At 73.7% G+C, this 18,963-nt stretch carries 20 protein-coding genes; 19 read left to right on the plus strand and 1 reads right to left on the minus strand.

Annotated features, from left to right (window positions below; all coding sequences use genetic code 11):
- The 9 genes from lepB (ACSJJR_RS06760) to ACSJJR_RS06800 all read left to right on the plus strand — a co-directional run.
- Positions 1-343: signal peptidase I (gene lepB / locus ACSJJR_RS06760; RefSeq protein ID WP_435942813.1), on the plus strand; the 343-nt coding region annotated here is incomplete at its 5' end.
- Between the two features lie 294 nt (positions 344-637).
- On the plus strand, positions 638-988 hold the full coding sequence (rplS, locus tag ACSJJR_RS06765) for a 50S ribosomal protein L19 (RefSeq protein ID WP_435942814.1): 351 nt from the start codon (positions 638-640) through the stop codon (positions 986-988).
- 126 nt (positions 989-1,114) lie between these two features.
- Positions 1,115-2,062 (plus strand): signal peptidase I, encoded by a 948-nt coding sequence (gene lepB, locus ACSJJR_RS06770; RefSeq protein ID WP_435942815.1) that lies wholly within the window; start codon positions 1,115-1,117, stop codon positions 2,060-2,062.
- Positions 2,059-2,796: a ribonuclease HII gene (locus tag ACSJJR_RS06775; RefSeq protein WP_435942816.1), complete on the plus strand. Its 738-nt coding sequence runs from the start codon at positions 2,059-2,061 to the stop codon at positions 2,794-2,796. The genes lepB (ACSJJR_RS06770) and ACSJJR_RS06775 overlap by 4 nt, the downstream gene beginning before the upstream one ends.
- Before the next feature lie 111 nt (positions 2,797-2,907).
- On the plus strand, positions 2,908-3,213 hold the full coding sequence (locus tag ACSJJR_RS06780; protein ID WP_435942817.1) for a DUF2469 domain-containing protein: 306 nt from the start codon (positions 2,908-2,910) through the stop codon (positions 3,211-3,213).
- Between the two features lie 175 nt (positions 3,214-3,388).
- Positions 3,389-3,850, plus strand: a complete 462-nt coding sequence (locus tag ACSJJR_RS06785; RefSeq protein WP_435942818.1) for a YraN family protein — start codon at positions 3,389-3,391, stop codon at positions 3,848-3,850.
- Positions 3,847-5,418, plus strand: a complete 1,572-nt coding sequence (locus ACSJJR_RS06790; protein WP_435942819.1) for a YifB family Mg chelatase-like AAA ATPase — start codon at positions 3,847-3,849, stop codon at positions 5,416-5,418. Before ACSJJR_RS06785 ends, ACSJJR_RS06790 begins: the two co-directional genes overlap by 4 nt.
- Positions 5,415-6,713, plus strand: a complete 1,299-nt coding sequence (locus tag ACSJJR_RS06795) for a DNA-processing protein DprA (protein ID WP_435942820.1) — start codon at positions 5,415-5,417, stop codon at positions 6,711-6,713. The genes ACSJJR_RS06790 and ACSJJR_RS06795 overlap by 4 nt, the downstream gene beginning before the upstream one ends.
- 9 nt (positions 6,714-6,722) lie before the next feature.
- Entirely contained in the window at positions 6,723-7,703 is a 981-nt protein-coding gene (locus ACSJJR_RS06800; RefSeq protein WP_435942821.1) for a tyrosine recombinase XerC, read from the plus strand.
- Between the two features lie 60 nt (positions 7,704-7,763).
- On the opposite strand, the gene ACSJJR_RS06805 is transcribed toward ACSJJR_RS06800, so the two are convergent.
- Complete coding sequence (locus ACSJJR_RS06805; protein WP_435942822.1) at positions 7,764-8,369, minus strand: M23 family metallopeptidase; 606 nt, start codon at positions 8,367-8,369, stop codon at positions 7,764-7,766.
- Positions 8,370-8,935: 566 nt separating this feature from the next.
- Here ACSJJR_RS06805 and rpsB point away from each other — a divergent pair.
- The 10 genes from rpsB (at position 8,936) to ACSJJR_RS06855 (ending at position 18,910) form a co-directional block, all read left to right on the plus strand.
- Positions 8,936-9,772, plus strand: a complete 837-nt coding sequence (gene rpsB / locus ACSJJR_RS06810) for a 30S ribosomal protein S2 (RefSeq protein WP_435942823.1) — start codon at positions 8,936-8,938, stop codon at positions 9,770-9,772.
- Positions 9,773-9,820: 48 nt separating this feature from the next.
- Positions 9,821-10,660 carry a translation elongation factor Ts gene (tsf, locus tag ACSJJR_RS06815; RefSeq protein ID WP_435942824.1) on the plus strand — a complete coding sequence of 280 codons (840 nt, stop codon included), beginning with the start codon at positions 9,821-9,823 and terminating at the stop codon, positions 10,658-10,660.
- Between the two features lie 288 nt (positions 10,661-10,948).
- Positions 10,949-11,641: a hypothetical protein gene (locus ACSJJR_RS06820; RefSeq protein WP_435942825.1), complete on the plus strand. Its 693-nt coding sequence runs from the start codon at positions 10,949-10,951 to the stop codon at positions 11,639-11,641.
- Positions 11,541-13,064, plus strand: a complete 1,524-nt coding sequence (locus ACSJJR_RS06825; protein WP_435942826.1) for a sialidase family protein — start codon at positions 11,541-11,543, stop codon at positions 13,062-13,064. The genes ACSJJR_RS06820 and ACSJJR_RS06825 overlap by 101 nt, the downstream gene beginning before the upstream one ends.
- A 178-nt stretch (positions 13,065-13,242) precedes the next feature.
- Positions 13,243-13,986 (plus strand): UMP kinase, encoded by a 744-nt coding sequence (gene pyrH / locus ACSJJR_RS06830; protein WP_435942827.1) that lies wholly within the window; start codon positions 13,243-13,245, stop codon positions 13,984-13,986.
- A 46-nt stretch (positions 13,987-14,032) separates the two neighbouring features.
- Positions 14,033-14,590 carry a ribosome recycling factor gene (frr, locus tag ACSJJR_RS06835; protein WP_435942828.1) on the plus strand — a complete coding sequence of 186 codons (558 nt, stop codon included), beginning with the start codon at positions 14,033-14,035 and terminating at the stop codon, positions 14,588-14,590.
- Between the two features lie 41 nt (positions 14,591-14,631).
- Complete coding sequence (locus ACSJJR_RS06840; RefSeq protein ID WP_435942913.1) at positions 14,632-15,564, plus strand: phosphatidate cytidylyltransferase; 933 nt, start codon at positions 14,632-14,634, stop codon at positions 15,562-15,564.
- A 274-nt stretch (positions 15,565-15,838) separates the two neighbouring features.
- Complete coding sequence (rlmN, locus tag ACSJJR_RS06845; RefSeq protein ID WP_435942914.1) at positions 15,839-17,017, plus strand: 23S rRNA (adenine(2503)-C(2))-methyltransferase RlmN; 1,179 nt, start codon at positions 15,839-15,841, stop codon at positions 17,015-17,017.
- The gene (locus tag ACSJJR_RS06850) at positions 17,014-17,559 is read left to right on the plus strand and encodes a DivIVA domain-containing protein (protein WP_435942829.1); all 546 of its coding nucleotides are present in this window, start codon (positions 17,014-17,016) and stop codon (positions 17,557-17,559) included. The genes rlmN and ACSJJR_RS06850 overlap by 4 nt, the downstream gene beginning before the upstream one ends.
- A gap of 43 nt (positions 17,560-17,602) precedes the next feature.
- On the plus strand, positions 17,603-18,910 hold the full coding sequence (locus ACSJJR_RS06855) for a M50 family metallopeptidase (RefSeq protein WP_435942830.1): 1,308 nt from the start codon (positions 17,603-17,605) through the stop codon (positions 18,908-18,910).
- Positions 18,911-18,963: the final 53 nt, after the last annotated feature.

An 18,963-nucleotide genomic window follows, 5' to 3' on the forward strand; every position in this document is an offset into this window, starting at 1 on the left:
CCTCATCAAGCGGGTGGTCGGGGTGCCGGGGGACCGTGTGGTGGCGGACGGCTCGGGGACGGTGAGCGTCAACGGGGTGGTCCTGGACGAGGGGTACGTCAAGGAGGGCCGCTCGGCCTCGGACGTGGCCTTCGACGTGGTGGTGCCGGAGGGTTTCGTGTGGGTGATGGGGGACAACCGGTCCAACTCGGCGGACTCGCGCTTCCACCAGGACGACGCGCACGGCGGCTTCGTCCCCGTCAGCGAGGTCGTCGGCGTCGCCAAGGTCGTCGTGTGGCCGCTGGGCAGGCTCGGCACCCTGTCCGGTGGCCGGGAGGCCTTCAGTGCCGTCCCCGCCTCCTGACCGCAGGCTCGCGGGGCGTCGGCTGAGGGCGCTGGCCGGGGGTGCCGGGCGGGGCCGCTGGATGCGTGAGGTCGGGCACGTCGCCATCGAGGGGCTCGCCGCCCCGTGCGGCGCTGTGGCACACTGGCCGGGCCCTCGGGCCTCAGAGCGTCCCTGCCACTGGGGGGACGCCCATCGGGAAGGACCCCAGGGCGCCAGCACACGGCGCAGCCCCCTCAGCCCCGGCTCGGTGGGGGCGCGGCGCCACCGACCGATCGCCCCTGACCAGTGGCACGAGCGTGTGGAGATACTCCTATGAGCAACCTGATCGACGAGATCAACGCCCAGTCGCTTCGAGACGACGTCCCCGCCTTCCGTCCCGGCGACACCCTCAAGGTGCACGTCAAGGTCGTCGAGGGCAGCCGCAGCCGTGTCCAGGTCTTCCAGGGCATCGTCATCGGCCGCCAGGGCGCGGGCGTCGCCGAGACCTTCACCATCCGCAAGGTCTCCTTCGGCGTCGGCGTCGAGCGCACCTTCCCGCTCCACACCCCCTCCATCGAGAAGATCGAGGTCGTCTCCCGCGGTGACGTGCGTCGCGCCAAGCTGTACTACCTGCGCAACCTGCGCGGCAAGGCAGCCAAGATCAAGGAGCGTCGCGAGGACTGAGCCCCGGCTCGCCCCTCAGCTCATCGGCGTCGCCCGGTGCCCCTCCGGGTGCCGGGCGACGCCGCGTCCCAGGCGGGCACCCTCCCGCCGCCGTCCCTCCCGCAGCCCCGATGAGAGGGGGCCCGCATGACGAGCACCAGTGACCGCTCGCGCCACCAGGCCGGTGACACCAGTACCGCCGCCGGGGCCGGCGTCGAGGCCCCCGGCACCACGGGCTCGGCGCCGGCCGACGCGGGGACACCCACCCACGCCCTGCGCACCGCGGACACCCCCGACGCCGCCCCCGACGACCTGCCGGCCCCCACCCTTCCCCCCTCGTACCCGCCCGCGCGGCGGGCCAGGCCGCACGTCAGTGCTGTCCAGGCCCCCGCCCAGGGCCGACGTCGCAGGCGCCCGCGTGTGGCGGCCCTCGTCGCCGTCCTGGCGGTGCTCGTCGTCACGGCCTTCGTCAAGACCTTCGTGGTCCAGTGGTTCGAGATCCCCTCCGCCTCCATGGAGGACACGCTGGTGGCGGGCGACCGCGTGGTGGTGACCCTGTATGACGTCGGTGACCTCGAGCGCGGCGACGTCGTCGTCTTCCGCGACCCCGACCACTGGCTCGACACCCAGGACCCCACCGGGCTGCGCGGCGCGGTCCAGGACCTGCTCATCCTCATGCGCCAGCTTCCCGAGGACACCGGGCACATCCTCATCAAGCGGGTGGTCGGGGTGCCGGGGGACCGTGTGGTGGCGGACGGCTCGGGGACGGTGAGCGTCAACGGGGTGGTCCTGGACGAGGGGTACGTCAAGGAGGGCCGCTCGGCCTCGGACGTGGCCTTCGACGTGGTGGTGCCGGAGGGTTTCGTGTGGGTGATGGGGGACAACCGGTCCAACTCGGCGGACTCGCGCTTCCACCAGGACGACGCGCACGGCGGCTTCGTCCCCATGGAGGACGTCATCGGGGTGGGCGTCGCCGTCGTCTGGCCCGTCTCGAGCTGGAAGGGACTGGGGCAGGGCGCCCGCGCCTTCGACCTCGTGCCCGAGCCCGGACAGGCCCCGGCCCCTGCGCAGCCGGCCCCCGAGGAGGGCGCGTGAGCGCCCCGCACCTGCTGCCGGACCGTGTCCTGGAGCTCGAGGAGCTGGCGCGTCACAGCCTGGTGGGAGGCATGGACGAGGTGGGACGCGGCTCGCTCGCCGGCCCGGTCACCGTCGGCCTCGCCGTCGTCTCGCGCAGCACCCCGGACGCCTTCCCACAGGGCCTTGCCGACTCCAAGCAGCTGACCGCCCGCCGCCGTGAGGCCCTGGCCGGACCCTGCCGACGCTGGGTGCTGGACTGGGCGGTCGCCTCCTCCAGCCCCGCCGAGATCGACGCCCTGGGGATCGTTGGTGCCCTGCGCCTGGCTGGAAGGCGTGCCCTGGACGAGGCCGCCCGCCGCGGACACGCGCCCGGCCTCGTCATCCTCGACGGCACCTCGGACTGGCTCAGCCCGCCACAGGCGGACCTGCTCGGCACCCTGCCTGACGTCGGGCTGGGCGGGCAGGTCCCGGGGCTCGGCGCGGGGGCCCGGCTGCGTGTGGCTGTGCCGGCCGTGCGCACACAGGTCAAGGGCGACGCCCGCTGCGCCGTCGTCGCAGCGGCCTCCGTCCTGGCCAAGGTGCACCGTGACACGCTGATGAGCGCCCTCGAGGACCCCGGCTACGGCTGGGCCTCCAACAAGGGCTACGCCAGCGCCGCCCACGTCGCCGCCCTCGCCCGGCTGGGGGCCAGTGAGCAGCACCGGCGCAGCTGGCACCTGCCGGGACTGGGGCGCCCGGGCCCGCGCGGCTGACAGGCGCGGTGCGGCCGGGGCGCGGACCGCGGCCGGGACGTGTCCAGGCCCTCCCGACGCGCCCGGCGGGCGCCGTGGGCCCGTGCGCCCGGCGTGCGGCATGATGGCCCGGTGAGCGCTGAGGACCTTGAGGCATACGAGAACGACCTGGAGCTCGAGCTCTACCGCGAGTACCGGGACGTCGTCTCGCTCTTCGCCTACGTCGTCGAGACGGACCGGCGCTTCTACCTGGCCAACTCCGTGGACGTCCAGGTGCGCACCAACGGCGGGGAGGTGTTCTTCGAGCTCACCCTGGAGGACGCCTGGGTGTGGGACATCTACCGTGCCTCGCGCTTCGTCAAGTCCGTGCACGTCGTCACCTTCAAGGACGTCAACGTCGAGGAGCTGACCAAGCCCGAGATGGAGATCCCCGCCTGAGACCGGCACCGCACTGAGGCGCGTCCGGGCGCCGCACGCACCCGCTGACGGCGGGGCGGCCGGGCTCCACAGGCTCGGGCCGTGACGGGTGCCGACGCGGCTGTCCACAGCACGGCTGCCGCTGCCTCGCCCCGCGGCACCACCCTGACCCACGCTGGGGGCGGAGGTGGTCAGCATGACGGTGAGCACGGTGCCGGTGAGGGACGGTGGCACGGTTGCCGGCCCGGCGCTCGCGCCGCGCAGGGCGCAGGACGCGCGCACCGGCCGGCTCGGGGAGCAGATCGCGGCCCGCTACCTGCGCGACCGGGGCTGGCGGCTCCTGGGGCGCAACTGGCGGCCCGGCCCCGGCTCCGGCCTGCGCGGTGAGCTCGACCTCGTGGCCCTCGAGCCCGGCAGCGGGCACGACGCCGTCCTCGTCGCCCTCGAGGTCAAGACCCGTCGCGGCCTCGCCGTCGGCACCCCCGCTGGGGCCGTGACCCCCACCAAGCTCGCCCACCTGCGCGCCCTGGCCGGACGCTGGGCCGAGACCCACCGCCCGCCCGGCACCGCACCTGGGCTGAGGATCGACGTCGTCAGCGTCCTGCTGCGTGCGGGCGCCCCGGCCCAGCTGCGCCACCACCGTGGGGTGACGCTGTGAGCGGCCTCGCCCGGACCCTGGCCGTCACCCTCACCGGCCTGGAGGGCCATCTCGTTGACGTCGAGGCGCACGCTGCCGGGGGACTGCCCTCCTTCACCCTCGTCGGCCTGCCCGACGCCGCCGTGCGCGAGTCGCGCGAGCGCGTGCGCGCTGCCCTGTCCACCTGCGGCACCTCCTGGGGGGAGAAGCGCCTGACCGTCAACCTCTCCCCGGCGGACCTGCCCAAGAGCGGCACCGGATTCGACGTCAGCCTCGCCCTCGCCGTCCTCGCCGCCCGGGGCGACCTGCCCGCCCGGTCCCTGCCGGTCCTGGCCCGCACCCTCTTCATCGGAGAGCTCGGCCTGGACGCCTCCATCCGGCCCGTGCGCGGGATCCTCCCCGCCGTCAGGGCCGCAGCCGGCGCCGGGGTGAGCAGGGTCGTCGTCCCCTCCGGCTGCGTGGCCGAGGCCCGGCTCGTGCCCGGAGCCCGGGTCATCGAGGCGCGGCACCTGGCCAGCCTCATCACCGCCCTGGGTGGGCACCTTCCCGCACAGGTCCTGGCCCTGGCCGAGGCCACCGAGCCGCGCGGCGCCGTCATCACCGGGCCCGCTGCCACGCCGGGGTCCGGGGCGGACCTCGCCGACGTCGTCGGGCAGGAGGAGGCGCGCCACGCGCTCGAGGTCGCCGCTGCCGGCGGCCACCACCTGCTCCTGGTCGGGCCGCCCGGCGCGGGCAAGACGATGCTGGCCGAGCGCCTGCCCTCGATCCTGCCCAGCCTGACCGACGACGACGCCGTGACCGTGACCTCCCTGCACTCGGTGGCCGGGGCCTTCGACCCCGAGCACGGGCTCATCCGCACCCCGCCCCTGCGCGCCCCGCACCACACGGCCACGCGCGCCGCCGTCATCGGCGGAGGCTCCGGCCTGCCCCGTCCCGGGGACGTCTCGCTCGCCCACCGGGGCGTGCTCCTGCTCGACGAGGCCCCCGAGTTCCCCTCCGGCGTCCTCGACTGCCTGCGCCAGCCGCTGGAGTCCGGCCGCGTCACCATCGACCGTGCGCTCGGGCGCGCGACCTACCCGGCGGCCTTCCAGCTCGTCCTGGCCGCCAACCCCTGCCCCTGCGGCCAGGGCTCGGGGCGGGCCCTGGGGTGCACGTGCAGCTCCCTGCAGCGCAGACGCTACTTCTCACGCCTGTCCGGGCCGCTGCTGGACCGGGTCGATATCCGGCTCGAGGTCGGGCCCGTCACCGCGCAGGACCTGGCAGCAGGGGGCGCGGGAGAGGCCAGTGCCGACGTCGCCGCCCGCGTCCTCCAGGCCAGAGGCCGCGCCGCCCACCGCCTGGAGGGCACGCCCTGGCGGCTCATGGGGGAGGTCGCGGGCTCGTGGGTGCGTGAGCGCACCACAGCCGAGGACCCACGGCTCGTCCTGCCCCTCATGGACGCCCTTGACCGCGGTGACCTCAGCCTGCGCGGGGTCGACCGGGTCCTGCGCCTGGCCTGGACGCTTGCCGACCTCGCCGGTGAGCAGCGTCCCGGTGCGGCCGAGCTGGGCACCGCCCTGTCCCTGCGAACGAGAGGAGCCCGCCCATGAGCCTGAGCCTGCCCTTCGACCACCACGACCGTGTGCTGGCCGCAGCCGCCTGGTCCCGCCTGGCCGAGCCCGCGGACCGCGCCGCCAGCGCCCTGGTGGGGGCGCTGGGTCCTGGGCCGGCGCTCACCTGGCTGCTGGAGGAGGCCCATGACGCCGTCGGCGCTCTGCGCGCCGACCCCCGTCCGCCGCGTCCCCTGCGCGCACAGGCGGGCGGCGCAGGCGCGAGCGCCGCCTGGGCGCGTGCCGCCGCCCGCTGGGCACCTCGACTCGCCGGGCTCGAGCCCCGGCGCGACCTCGACCTGCTCGAGCGCCTGGGCGGAAGCCTTGTCCTGCCGGGGGACCCGTGGTGGCCCGCAGGCCTGGACGAGCTCGAGCAGCCTCCCTTCTGCTTGTGGGTGCGCGGCGACCCCGCCCTCCTGGCGCGCCGCGACAGTGGGCCGCCCGCCCCACAGGGCGCAGCAGCAGGGACCGCGGCGCCCGGGCGGCAGGACCGTGTGCCTGCCGGGCCGGGCAGCGGGCTCGCCCTGGCCCTGGTCGGCTCGCGGTCCTCAACCCGCTACGGGGAGCAGGTCGCACGCGGGATGGCCAGGGACGTGGCGCGGGCCGGGGCCGTCGTCGTCTCCGGGGGCGCCTTCGGCATCGACGCCTGCGCCCACGCCGGCGCCCTGCGAGGTGGCCGGACCGTGAGCGTGTGCGCCGGAGGCGTTGACCGCCTCTACCCGGCCGGCAACACCCGGCTGCTTCAGGAGGTCCTGGGCTCCGGGGCGCTGGTTGCCGAGGTCCCTCCCGGCTGCCAGCCGGCCAGGCACCGTTTCCTGTCACGCAACCGTCTCATCGCCGCCATGACCGACGCCACCGTCGTCGTCGAGGCCGCCTGGCGCTCAGGGGCCCTGTCCACCGCCCGGCACGCGCGCGACCTCGGCCGCCCTCTTGGGGCGGTGCCGGGGCCCGTGCTCTCACGCGAGTCCGTGGGCTGCCACCGGTTGCTGCGCGAGGGGGCGGTGTGCGTCACCGACGCCGACGACGCCCTCGAGCTCATCACCCCGGTGGGGACCATGGACCCGGACGGCGCGCGCTCGCGGGCCAGCGACAGCGGGCCCGCGAGCCTGCTGGACGGCCTCGAGCCGACCGCCGCCGCCGTCCTGGACGCCATGCCCGTGCGTGCCGCGGCCGAGGCCTCCGGGATCGCCCGGGCCGCGGGGCTCAGCGAGCGGGAGGTGCGCAGCGCTCTGGGACTGCTCGAGCTGGCGGGCCGGGTGCACCGTGATGGAGGGCGCTGGCGGCGGAGCACCTAGCCTGGGGTCATGACTCAGCAGGCACCGCTCACCCGGGGAGAGCTCCTTGACGCCTGGTTCCGCCACCTCACCCACCGGCGGGGCCTGAGCGAGCACACGGTGCGCGCCTACACCGGTGACCTGGAGGATCTGCTCACCTTCCTCGGTGCCGGGCCGCAGCAGAGCGCGCCCGTCACCGATGCCCTGGCCGGGCTCGACCTGGCGGGGCTGCGCGCCTGGCTCGCCTGCCTGGACGCCTCGGGCTGCTCACGGGCCACCATCGCGCGCCGAAGCGCTGCCATCCGCACCTTCTCCTCCTGGGCCGCACGTGAGGCGCTGACCTCCTCTAACGTCGCCGCCCGTCTGCGCTCGCCGCGCGCCGACAACCGCCTGCCCAACGTGCTCACCCCCGCCCAGGCCCGGGCCCTGCTCGATGCGGCGGCGCAGGAGGCCGAGCAGGCCCGCGAGCACGCCGAGGCCGCCGGTACTCGCAGCGCCGAGCGGGAGTGGGCGACCTCGCTGCGCGACGCCGCCATGCTCGAGGTGCTGTACGCCACCGGGGTCCGGGTCTCCGAGCTGTGCGGGCTCGACCTACCCGACGCCAACCGCCGTGAGCGCACGCTCACGGTGCTCGGCAAGGGCGGCAAGGAGCGCGTCGTGCCCTACGGAACCCCGGCCGCCCGGGCGCTGGAGGCGTGGCTGGCCCAGCGCAGGGTGCTTGTCTCACCGCGCTCGGGCGACGCCCTGTTCGTGGGGGCGCGGGGCGGGCGCGTGGACCCGCGGGCCGTGCGCGGGCTCGTGCACCGCATGGCAGCGCGTGCGGGGGCGCCGGACCTGGGCCCCCACGGGCTGCGCCACAGCGCCGCCACGCACGTGCTGAGCGGCGGAGCGGACCTGCGCAGCGTCCAGGAGCTGCTCGGCCACTCCTCACTGGCCACGACCCAGCGCTACACGCACGTGACCCCCGAGCGGCTTCGCGCCGTCTACGACCAGGCCTTCCCCCGCGCGTGAGCGGCCGGCGCCCGCTCGGAGGCGGCGTCCCGCGCCCGCGGGCCTCAGCACGGGGCAGGCTCACGGCCCCGGCCGGCGACCGAGGGGCTTGAGGCGGATGACCGGAGGCTCCAGCAGCCGCAGTGGGTTGACATAGCTCTTGGGCCCGGTGCGCGCGCCCCAGTGGAGCGCGTCGGCGCCGTCCGGGCGGTGCCCGGCCACGAGCAGGCCGATGACCTGGCCCGCCTCGACCCGGTCCCCGGCTCCGACCACCGGCTCCACGGGCTCGTAGGTGGTGCGGACACCACCCTCGTGGTCGATGGACACGAGCGGACGCCCCGCGACGCTCCCCGCGAAGGCCACGGTCCCAGCACCTGCGGCGAGGACGGGCGATCCGGCGGGCAGTGCCAGGTCAACGCCGCGGTGCCCGGCTCCCCAGGCCTGGGCCGGCGGGGTGAAGCCCTCGAGAACCGGGGCAGGCTCCCCGGTGGGCCACTGCCAGCTGTGCGCCGGCGCGACGCGGCCTGCGCCGGGACCGTGGGGCGGGCTCTCGTGGACCGCGGCCCCTGCTCTCGTCGGCGCCCCGGCGCCGAGCACGAGGCCGGCCAGGAGCAGGCAGGCCACGAGCCTGCGCAGCGCGGTGGCCGCACGTGCCGGGACGGAGGCGGCGGGCGGAGAGGTACTCATGACTCCAGGGTGCCGACGTCGGCACGGCGCGCCAGCCTGAGCGGCACGCTCCTGTGGACCGCGCGGCATGAGGATGGTGCGGCGCCTGCCTGTGGAGCCCGGCGGCCCCGGGCAGGCGGCGGCGCAGCTGCGCCGAGGTGACGCGCACGACACCGGTGACAGGGACCTTTGGGCGTCCCGGCGCGGAAAGGTCCTCGTGGCCCGTGATAGTGTCGCCGACGCAGTCTGTGCGGGACCTCCCGCACCGGGCTGACATCGCGTGCCCGCGCCCGCGAGCCCGCCCCACCTGACGGCCCTGCCGCCAGGTGCCCGGAGGGTGAGTGGGATCGTCCTTTCGGACGCCACGGCCGAGGTCCCGCAGCCCGTCTGCGGGTGGCCGGGCGTCGCGGGCACCAGGCCCCGTCCGCAGCCTCTTGGCCGCGGAGCCCGGACCGCTCGCGCGGCTCGAGGTCAACGGGGGACAACCACTCACGGGACGCCGTCGGAGCGCCGCAGGGGCGCAGCCCGGCCCGTCCCCCTCACTGCGCGTGCGGGGCACCCTCCCCGCCCGCGTCGAAAGGACCGTCATGGCCATCGTCACCATGCGTCAGCTCCTCGAGTCCGGCGTCCACTTCGGCCACCAGACCCGCCGCTGGAACCCCAAGATGAAGCGCTTCATCCTCACCGAGCGCAACGGCATCTACGTCATCGACCTCGCCAAGAGCGTCGAGGGCATCAACGTCGCCTACGACTTCGTCAAGGAGACCGTCGCCCGCGGCGGCAACATCCTGTTCGTCGGCACCAAGAAGCAGGCCCAGGCCGCCGTCGCCGAGCAGGCCCAGCGCGTGGGCATGCCCTTCGTCAACCAGCGCTGGCTGGGCGGCATGCTCACCAACTTCTCCACCGTGCGCGCCCGCCTGGACCGTATGAAGGAGCTCGAGCAGATCGACTTCGACGACGTGGCCGGCTCCGGCCGCACGAAGAAGGAGCTGCTCATGATGCGCCGTGAGAAGGACAAGCTCACCAAGACCCTCGGTGGCATCCGCGACATGTCCAAGCTGCCCTCCGCCATCTGGGTCGTGGACACCAAGAAGGAGCACCTGGCGATCGCCGAGGCCCAGAAGCTGGGCATCCCGGTCATCGCCATCCTCGACACCAACTGCGACCCCGACGAGGTCACCTACGGCGTCCCCGGCAACGACGACGCCATCCGCGCCGTCGAGCTGCTCACCCGCGTCGTCGCCGACGGCGTCGCCGACGGTCTCGTGTCCCGCTCCGCCGGGCGCGCCCGCACGGGCGAGGAGGCCGAGGTCCCCGCCGCCGACGCCGAGCCGCTGCCCGAGTGGGAGGCCGAGCTCCTCGCCGGCACCGAGGCCGCTCAGGCGCCCGCGGCCGAGGACGGCGAGGCCTCCGAGCAGGCCTGAGCCCTCCACCGACCACCACCGCTAGCACAGCTTCCAAGGAGAACATCCATGGCGAACTACACCACCGCCGACATCAAGGCCCTGCGTGAGCAGACCGGCGCCGGCATGATGGACGTCAAGAAGGCGCTCGACGAGGCCGAGGGCAACCTTGACAAGGCCGTCGAGATCATCCGCGTCAAGGGCCTCAAGGGCATCGCCAAGCGTGAGGGCCGCGCGACCGGCGCCGGCCTCATCGCTGCCCAGGTCATCGACACGGCCGAGGGCCAGGTCGGCATCCTCGTCGAGACCAACGCCGAGACCGACTTCGTCGTCAAGAACGAGAAGTTCATCGACTTCTCCAACAAGGTCCTCGCGGCCGCCGTCGCCTCCGGGGCCGGCAGCGCCGAGGCCCTGGCCCAGGTCGAGGTCGAGGGCGAGACCGTCCAGGCCCTCACCGACGGCATGCAGGCCGTCATCGGCGAGAAGATCGTCGTCTCGCGCGTGGCCCGGCTCGCCGCGCCGAAGGTGGACCTCTACCTCCACCGCACCAACCCGGACCTGCCCGCGCAGGTGGCCGTCCTCGTCGGCACGGACGACAAGGCCGCCGAGGTCGCCCACGACGTCGCGATGCACATCGCCGCCTACTCCCCGACCTACCTCACCCGGGACGAGGTCCCGGCGGAGGTCGTTGAGAAGGAGCGTGCCATCGCCGAGGAGACCACCCGCGCCGAGGGCAAGCCCGACAAGGCTATCGCCAAGATCGTCGAGGGGCGCCTGGGCGGCTTCTTCAAGGAGATCTGCCTGACCGAGCAGGCCTTCGCCAAGGACCCCAAGACCACGGTCGGCAAGGTCGTGGCGGCCACCGGTGGCGAGGTCACCGGCTTCGTGCGCCTGCGCGTGGGCGCCTGACACCTGTCAACAGGACGTTCCCGCCGTGCCCGAGGGCGCGGTGGGGGACGTGGACGGCCGGGGGCCGGGTAGTGCTGTCTACCTGGCCCCCGGCCGTCGTCCTGTGCCGACGCGGGCCTTGTCCAGCCCGCCCGGCAGCCGCCGGTCCCGGCCGCTGCCCGGAGGCCCCTCGGGGCGGCGCAGCCGCCACCGAGGCGCTGTGACGCCCTCCGACACACACTTGAACTCTGATGTCAGATGTATGATGATCCGGGCGTGGCTCAACGACGAACCACATCCCTTCTGACCATGTTCGCCGCGCTGGCGCTGTGTCTTCCCGCAGCGCTCGTGCCCTCCCTGAAGGCTCACGCCGAGACCTTTGATCTGGCGACGATCGACCTTGCCCTGGCCGGGGTGCCTGCCAACGGCACGTCCTGGGTCGAGGGGGAGCAGGTCCCGCTGGACATCACCATCACCAACACCTCCGACCAGAACCTCGGTTTCCGCCCCTCCGACGCCAACCTCACGGGTCACGAGGCCTGCCGCTGGCACTGGATGGCGCCCAACAGCCCTCAGACCTGCAGTGGCCGGGCGCGTTATACCGTCACCGCCGAGGACGTCGCCTCGGGCACCCTCAAGCCCTCGGTGGCCTACGAGGCATTCCGCATCCGCGGCTACCAGGGCGATGAGGAGCTCGTCGGCACCGTCACCACCGAGCTACCCGTTGTCTACCAGCAGGACCCCAACGACCCCGGCGCTCCCGTCCTGACGGCCAAGGTCGAGGCCCTCACCCCGGCCCCCGCCGACGGCTACGGCCTTGGGCAGGTCATCGACCACCGACTGACCGTGACCAACACATCCACGAGCGCCCGCTCCGCCTTCGTCAGCGCAACGAACCTCGATGGCACCGCCAACTGCCGTTGGCGCAACATCGCGCCCCACCACGCGTTCGGGCGCCTACCACATCCGCATTCCCGCCATCGCTGTGGCCTCCAACGGTGACCTGCTCGCCGCGTACGACCGCCGCCCGATGGACGGCGGGGCCGGCGGCGGCGACTCGCCGAACGCCAACTGGATCGTCCAGCGCCGCTCCACCGACGGTGGCCGCACCTGGCAGCCGGAGACGGTCATCGCCCAGGGAGACACCGCTGCCGCGACCCGCCTGGGCTTCTCCGACCCCTCCTACGTCGTGGACGCCACGACGGGCACCATCTTCAACTTCCACGTCCAGAGCTTCGACTCCGGCGTCTTCGCCAACAACCCGGCCTACACCCGCGGCGCCGACGGACGCATCGACGAGACCGACCGGCACACGATGAACCTGGGCCTGTCCGTCTCCACCGACAACGGCCACACCTGGAGCCAGCGGGTGGTCACCGCCCAGGCCCTGCACGACAAGACGGACCTGCGCTCGTGCTTCGCGACCTCCGGCGCCGGCATCCAGAAGAAGCAGGCCCCCCACGCGGGCCGGCTGGTACAGCAGATCGCCTGCGTGCGCACTGACGGACGGGTCGTGGCCATGTCCATGTACTCCGACGACCACGGCCAGAGCTGGGCCACCGGTGCCTACACCCCCACCGACCGCGGCGTTGGCGAGGCCCCGTGGCGCTTTGACGAGAACAAGGTCGTCGAGCTCTCCGACGGCCGTCTTATGCTCAACTCGCGCACACCCAAGAGCGCGCCGGGTGGCGGCCACCGCATCATCTCCGTCTCCGACGACGGCGGGGCGACCTGGGGCCAGCCCTATGTCGAGACCCAGCTCATCGACTCCGGCAACAACGCCCAGATCATCCGCGCCTACCCCAACGCCGTCCCCGGATCCGCGCGCTCACGCGTCCTGCTGTACTCCGGTGCCTTCAACGCCAGCGCCAGGACGAACGGCACCGTGCTCGCCTCCTGCGACGACGGCCAGACCTGGAGCCACAAGCGCGAGCTCATTGTCGCCGGCACCGCGGCCCAGAGCCTGACCGACGGCCAGGATGAGGCCGCCATTGACGTGAGCACCAGCGGCGGGGACCCGGCGCTGGAGGACACGGTCACCGTCACCGGCCTGCCCGCTGGCCTGGCCTACGACCCCCAGACCCGCACCATCAGCGGCCGTGAGGCGGCGGGCATCACGGAGCAGAAGGACTACCAGGTCACCGTGAGCGTCATCGAGGAGGAGGACGGCACCGGGCTGGACGCCCGCACGGCCACCACCACCTTCACCCTGACGCTGAAGCCCAACCCGGCACCCACCCCGACCGCGAGCCCGACCGACGACACGACCGCAGGCCCGACCGCGGCGCCGTCCCAGCCGAGCGCCCAGTCGAGCCGGGGCCACAGCCTCGCCCGCACGGGCGCCGCAACCGTGGCGCTGCTCACCGCCGCCGGAGCCCTGGGCGCAGGAGGCCTTCTGCTGCGCCGCCGCGCCGAGCGCTCCTGAGCCGACAGGCCACACCGAGGGCCGCTGCCACCAGCCACGTCCTGTGGCCGGGGCAGCGGCCCTCGTGCATGTGGACGCGCCTGCTGGCGCGGCGCCCGGCGGCCTGCGAGCGGGTAGGCTCGCCCGAGGGCGTGCGCGCCCGTCAGCCCGGACCCGGGACCCACGACCGAGGAGAGCCATGAGCGCCACAGCGGACACACCCAGCACGCACCCCCGCCCGCGTCGTGTCCTGCTCAAGCTCTCCGGCGAGGTCTTCGGCGGAGGCAGCGTCGGCCTGGACCCCGACGTCGTCTCCGACGCCGCCCGCCAGATCGCCGAGGCCGTGCGCCAGGGCGTCCAGGTCGCCGTCGTCGTCGGTGGTGGCAACTTCTTCCGCGGCGCCGAGCTGTCCCAGCGGGGCATCGACCGCGCCCGCGCCGACTACATGGGCATGCTCGGCACCGTGATGAACGCCCTGGCCCTGCAGGACTTCATCGAGCAGGCCGGTGTGCCCGCCCGCGTGCAGTCCGCGATCGCCATGACCCAGGTCGCCGAGCCCTACCTGCCGCTGCGCGCCATCCGCCACATGGAGAAGGGCCGCGTCGTCGTCTTCGGGGCCGGTGCCGGGCTGCCCTACTTCTCCACCGACACCGTCTCCGCCCAGCGCGCCCTGGAGTCCCACTGCGACGAGCTCCTCGTGGGCAAGAACGGCGTGGACGGCGTCTACACCGCCGACCCGCGCAAGGACCCCAGTGCCAGGCTGCTCGACACGCTCACCTACGAGCGTGCCCTGTCCGACGGGCTGCAGGTGGTCGATGCCTCCGCCTTCGCCCTGTGCCGGGACAACAACCTCGCCATGAGGGTCTTCGGCATGGGCGAGCCCGGCAACATCACCCGCGCCCTGCTCGGGGAGAAGATCGGCACCCTCGTCACCAGGGCCTGAACCGGCCACGCACCGCACCCACCCCACGAACACCGAAGGAAGACTGATGATCGACGACGTCATGCTCGAGGCCGAGGAGAAGATGGAGGCCGCCCTCGAGGCCGCCAAGCGCGAGCTGGCGGCCATCCGCACCGGCCGCGCCAACCCTGCCATGTTCAACACCCTCATGGTGGACTACTACGGCGCCCCCACCCCGCTGCAGCAGCTCGCCGGGATCACCATCCCTGAGGCCCGCACCGTCATCGTCAGCCCCTTCGACCGCTCCGCGATGAAGGCCATCACGACGGCGATCCGTGAGTCCGACCTCGGCGTCAACCCCACCGACGACGGCACCGTCATCCGCGTGACCCTGCCGGCCCTCACCGAGGAGCGCCGCAAGGACTACGTCAAGCTCGCCCGCACCCGCGCTGAGGACTCGCGCGTCCAGGTCCGCGGCATCCGCGGCAGGTCGAAGAAGGAGCTCGAGGCCATCAAGAAGGCCGGGGAGGCCGGGGAGGACGACGTCAAGCGCGCCGAGTCCGAGCTCGATGCCCTCACCAAGCGCTTCGTCGAGTCCGTTGACACCGCCCTGGCCGCCAAGGAGTCCGAGCTCCTCGAGGTCTGAGACCCAGGCCCCCCGACCGGACGAGACCGCCCGTGAGCCTGCTGAGCACCCTGCTGGCCCCGCCGCCGACGCGCAACCACACGCCCTTGCCCTCCACCGGGCGGGCCGGGCGCAACCTGCCCGCCGCCATCGGGGTGGCAGCCGTCCTCATCGCGGTGGTTCTCGCCTCCTTGCTCGTCAAGAAGGTCGTCTTCGTCGGCCTCGTCGTCGTGGCGGTGTGCGGTGCCCTGTGGGAGCTCGCCGGCGCCGTCGCGCGCAAGGGCATCCGGCTGCCCCTGGCCCCCCTGTGGCTCGGCACGCTCGGCATCGCCGTGTGCGCCTGGACCCTCGGCGCGGAGGGGGCCTTCGGCGCCTACATCGCCACCTCAGGCGCCTGCGTCCTGTGGTGCTTCCTCGACCAGGCGGAGGCGGACTCGGGGACCCTGCTCGAGGCTGCCGGCCACGACGACGTGCCGCGCACTCACGCCCATGACACCGTGCGCCGCTCACGCTCGGTCACCGCGGCCGCCGCGGTGCTCGCCGCCAGCTACCTGCCCTTCCTCGCCGGCTTCGCCGTCCTGCTGGTCTCACAGGACCAGGGGGCGGGCAAGATCATCACGCTCATCGCCCTGCCGGTCGCCAATGACACCGGTGGCTGGCTCGCCGGCATCACCTTCGGCAAGCACCCCATGGCGCCGAGCGTGTCACCGAAGAAGTCGTGGGAGGGTTTCGCTGGCTCAGTCGCCGCCACGGTGCTCGCCGGGAGCCTGTGCGTGCGGGCCCTGGACGGGCCCCAGTGGGCAGGTGCCCTGCTCGGGCTCGTCATCGTCATCGTCTCCACCCTGGGCGACCTCGGCGAGTCGCTGCTCAAGAGGGACCTGGGCCTGAAGGACATGGGCACGCTCCTGCCCGGGCACGGCGGCCTCATGGACCGGCTCGACTCCATCCTCGTCGCCGCCCCCGTGGTCTACGTCGCCACCCTCCTGATGCGCTGAGTCACGTCCGGGCGAGGCGTGACGAGGACGTGGGCGCGCGTGTGACCCCCGGCGCGGCGCAGTGGCCCGCAGACCGGTAACCTCGGCAGCCGCGAACCCCGCCCCGAGCACCCACCGACCCGGTGAGAGGAGCCTCAGCCTCGTGAGCCCCGCCCGCAACCAACCACGCCGCACGGCCCAAGCCGCGCCCCCCTCGACCCCCTCGGGGCGGGCCCGCACCCCGGCACCCGTGCCCGTGGGCCTCAGGCGCCGCCGTCCCGGGGAGGTCCAGGTCATGCCCACGGACCAGGCCCCCGAGGGCGCCACGAGCCCCGACGCCAGGCCCCGGCTGTCCTTCGCCGTGCCCGTCGCCCGTGGCAAGGCGCCCCGGCACCTGGCGGACCTCGACCTGTCGGCTCGAAAGAGCGCTCTCGCCGACGCCGGACTGCCGGCCTTCCGTGCTGACCAGCTCTCCCGTCACTACTTCACGCACTTCACACGCGAGGCAGCGGACATGACGGACCTGCCCGCTGCCCAGCGCGAGCAGATGGCCGCCGAGCTCCTGCCGGAGCTCATCACCGAGGTGCGTGCCCTGAGGGCTGACGGTGGGCGCACCATCAAGCACCTGTGGCAGCTGCACGACGGCGTGCGTGTGGAGTCCGTCCTCATGCGCTACCGCGAGCGCACCACCCTGTGCGTGTCCTCCCAGGCCGGCTGCGGCATGGCCTGCCCCTTCTGCGCCACCGGCCAGATGGGGCTCACCCGCAACCTGTCCACCGCGGAGATCATCGAGCAGGTCCGTCACGCCGCCCTGGCCTCCCAGCGCGGCGACCTCACCGGCGGGCCTGCGCGCCTGTCGAACGTCGTCTTCATGGGCATGGGCGAGCCGATGGTCAACTACAAGAACGTCGTCGCCGCCCTGCACCGCATGACCGACCCGGCGCCGGAGGGCTTCGGCCTGTCCGCCCGAGCGATCACCGTCTCCACGGTGGGCCTCGTGCCCCTCATCCGCCGGCTCGCGGGGGAGGGCATCCCGGTGACGCTGGCCGTGTCCCTGCACGCCCCCGACGACGTCCTGCGCGACGAGCTCATCCCCGTCAACTCCAAGTGGAAGGTCGGTGAGCTGCTCGACGCCGCCCACGACTACTTCGAGGCCACCGGGCGGCGCGTGTCCATCGAGTACGCCCTCATCAAGGACATGAACGACCACGCCTGGCGGGCTCAGCTGCTCGCCGACGAGCTCAACCGGCGCGGGCGGGGCTGGGCCCACGTCAACCCCATCCCCCTCAACCCCACCCCCGGCTCCATCTGGACCTGCTCCGAGCCGGACGTCCAGGACCGCTTCGTGGATACACTGCGCCAGGCGGGTGTCACCACGACGGTGCGCGACACCCGCGGCAGCGACATCGACGGCGCCTGCGGCCAGCTGGCCGCCGAGGTGCTGGGCCAGGAGAGGTCGAGGACACAGCAATGAGCGGCATGTTCCCCACAGTGGGTGCCCTGCGCCGGGGCTACCGGCCCGAGCAGGTCGATCGCTACTTCAGCAGCGCGCACGAGATCTACGAGGCCGGGGAGCTGGAGGAGATGGACTCCGAGGGCGTGCGCGCCGTCGCCTTCGACGTCGTCCACGGCGGCTACCAGCCCGAGGCCGTTGACGCCGCCCTGGACCGTCTGGAGGCGGCCTTCCTCCAGCAGCGCCGTGCCGACGTCGTCTCCCGGCTGGGACGCGAAGCCTGGATGCGCCAGGTGGCCGAGCTCGCCACGAGCCTGTACCCCAGGCTCCTGCGCCCTGCGGGGGCGCGCTTCGCCCCCGCCCGGGGCCGCGGCTACAGCCGTGACGAGGTGGACGCCCTCATGGACCGCGTCGCCGCCTACTTCGACTCCGGCACCACGCTCAGCTCCGGGCAGATCCGTTCCACCCTGTTCACCTCCGCACGCGGCACCAGGGCCTATGACGAGCGCAGCGTGGACCGCTACCTCGCCCGCGTCATCGAGGTGCTGCTCTGCGTCGAGTGAGCGCCCGGGCCGTCCTCCAGCCCAGATCACAGGAGACCGTCGCATGAGCGCCACCCTCGCCTACGTCCTGGGCGTCCTCGTCCTCGTCGTCGGTATCGCCCTGTCCGTGGCGCTGCACGAGCTGGGTCACATGCTGCCGGCCAAGGCCTTCGGGGTGAAGGTCACCGAGTACTTCATCGGTTTTGGGCCGCGCCTGTGGTCCGTCCACCGCGGTGGCACCGAGTACGGCGTCAAGGCGGTGTGGCTGGGCGGTTACGTGCGCCTGCTGGGCATGCTGCCGCCGGCCCGGCCCGGCCACCCGGACAGGCCCGGCTCCATGGTGGCCCAGGCCCGTGAGGAGTCCCTGGCCGAGCTCGGCCCCGACGAGCAGCACCGCGCCTTCTACCGCCTGAGCGTGCCCCGCAAGCTCGTGGTCATGGCCGGAGGTATCCTCACCAACCTCGTCCTGGGCGTGGTGCTGCTGGCCGTCGCCCTGGGCGTCGTCGGGCAGCCGGGCTACACCGCCACCGTCGCCACGGTCGCGCAGTGCGTCACCTCCGACCCCTCGGCCGACTGCGCCAGCACGGACCCGCTCTCGCCGGCGCGCTCCGCCGGCCTCGAGCCGGGTGACCGCCTGCTGACCTGGGCGGGCGACCCGCTCGCGAGCTGGGCCGAGGTGCAGTCCGCCATCGCCGCTCACGGGGCGGGCCCTCAGGAGGTGGTCGTCGAGCGCGGTGGCCAACGGCTCACCCTCACCGTCACCGCCGTCGAGGTCGAGCGGAGCGTCTACGACGAGGCCGGCCGGCCGGTCACGGGCGAGGACGGGGCGCCGCTGACCCGTCCGCGTGCCTACGTCGGGATCAGTCCGGCCCTGGGAACCGTGCGTGTGCCCGCCGACGAGGTCGCGGGACAGGTCGCGGGCGCCGTCGGCCAGACCCTCAAGGCCATCGCCTCCCTTCCCGTCGGCGTCTACCACGCGGTCCTGGCGGGCCTGGGGACGCAGGAACGCAGCCAGGACGGCCCGGTCAGCCTCGTGGGCGTCGGGCGCATCGCCGGGGAGGTGTCCTCGGCGGGCACCGGCACGGGGCGCGTGCCCTTGTCCGTGCGCCTGTACTCGATGATCAGCCTCCTGGGCTCGCTCAACCTCGCCCTGTTCGCCTTCAACCTCGTTCCCCTGCTGCCGCTGGACGGCGGGCACGTGGCCGGAGCCTGCTGGGAGGGGCTGCGCCGAACCTGGGCGCGTGCCACCGGCCGGCCCGACCCCGGCCACGTGGACACGGCCCGCATGCTCCCCGTCGGCCAGGTGGTGGCCGGGCTGCTCGTCGTCCTGGCGGTTGTGCTCGTCTGGGTGGATCTCGTCGCCCCCCTGTGAGGAGCACTGTGCGCCTGACGCCCCGTACCTCCCGGCTCCTGGTTCCCGTGTCC

This window comes from Actinomyces sp. W5033, from assembly GCF_051303165.1.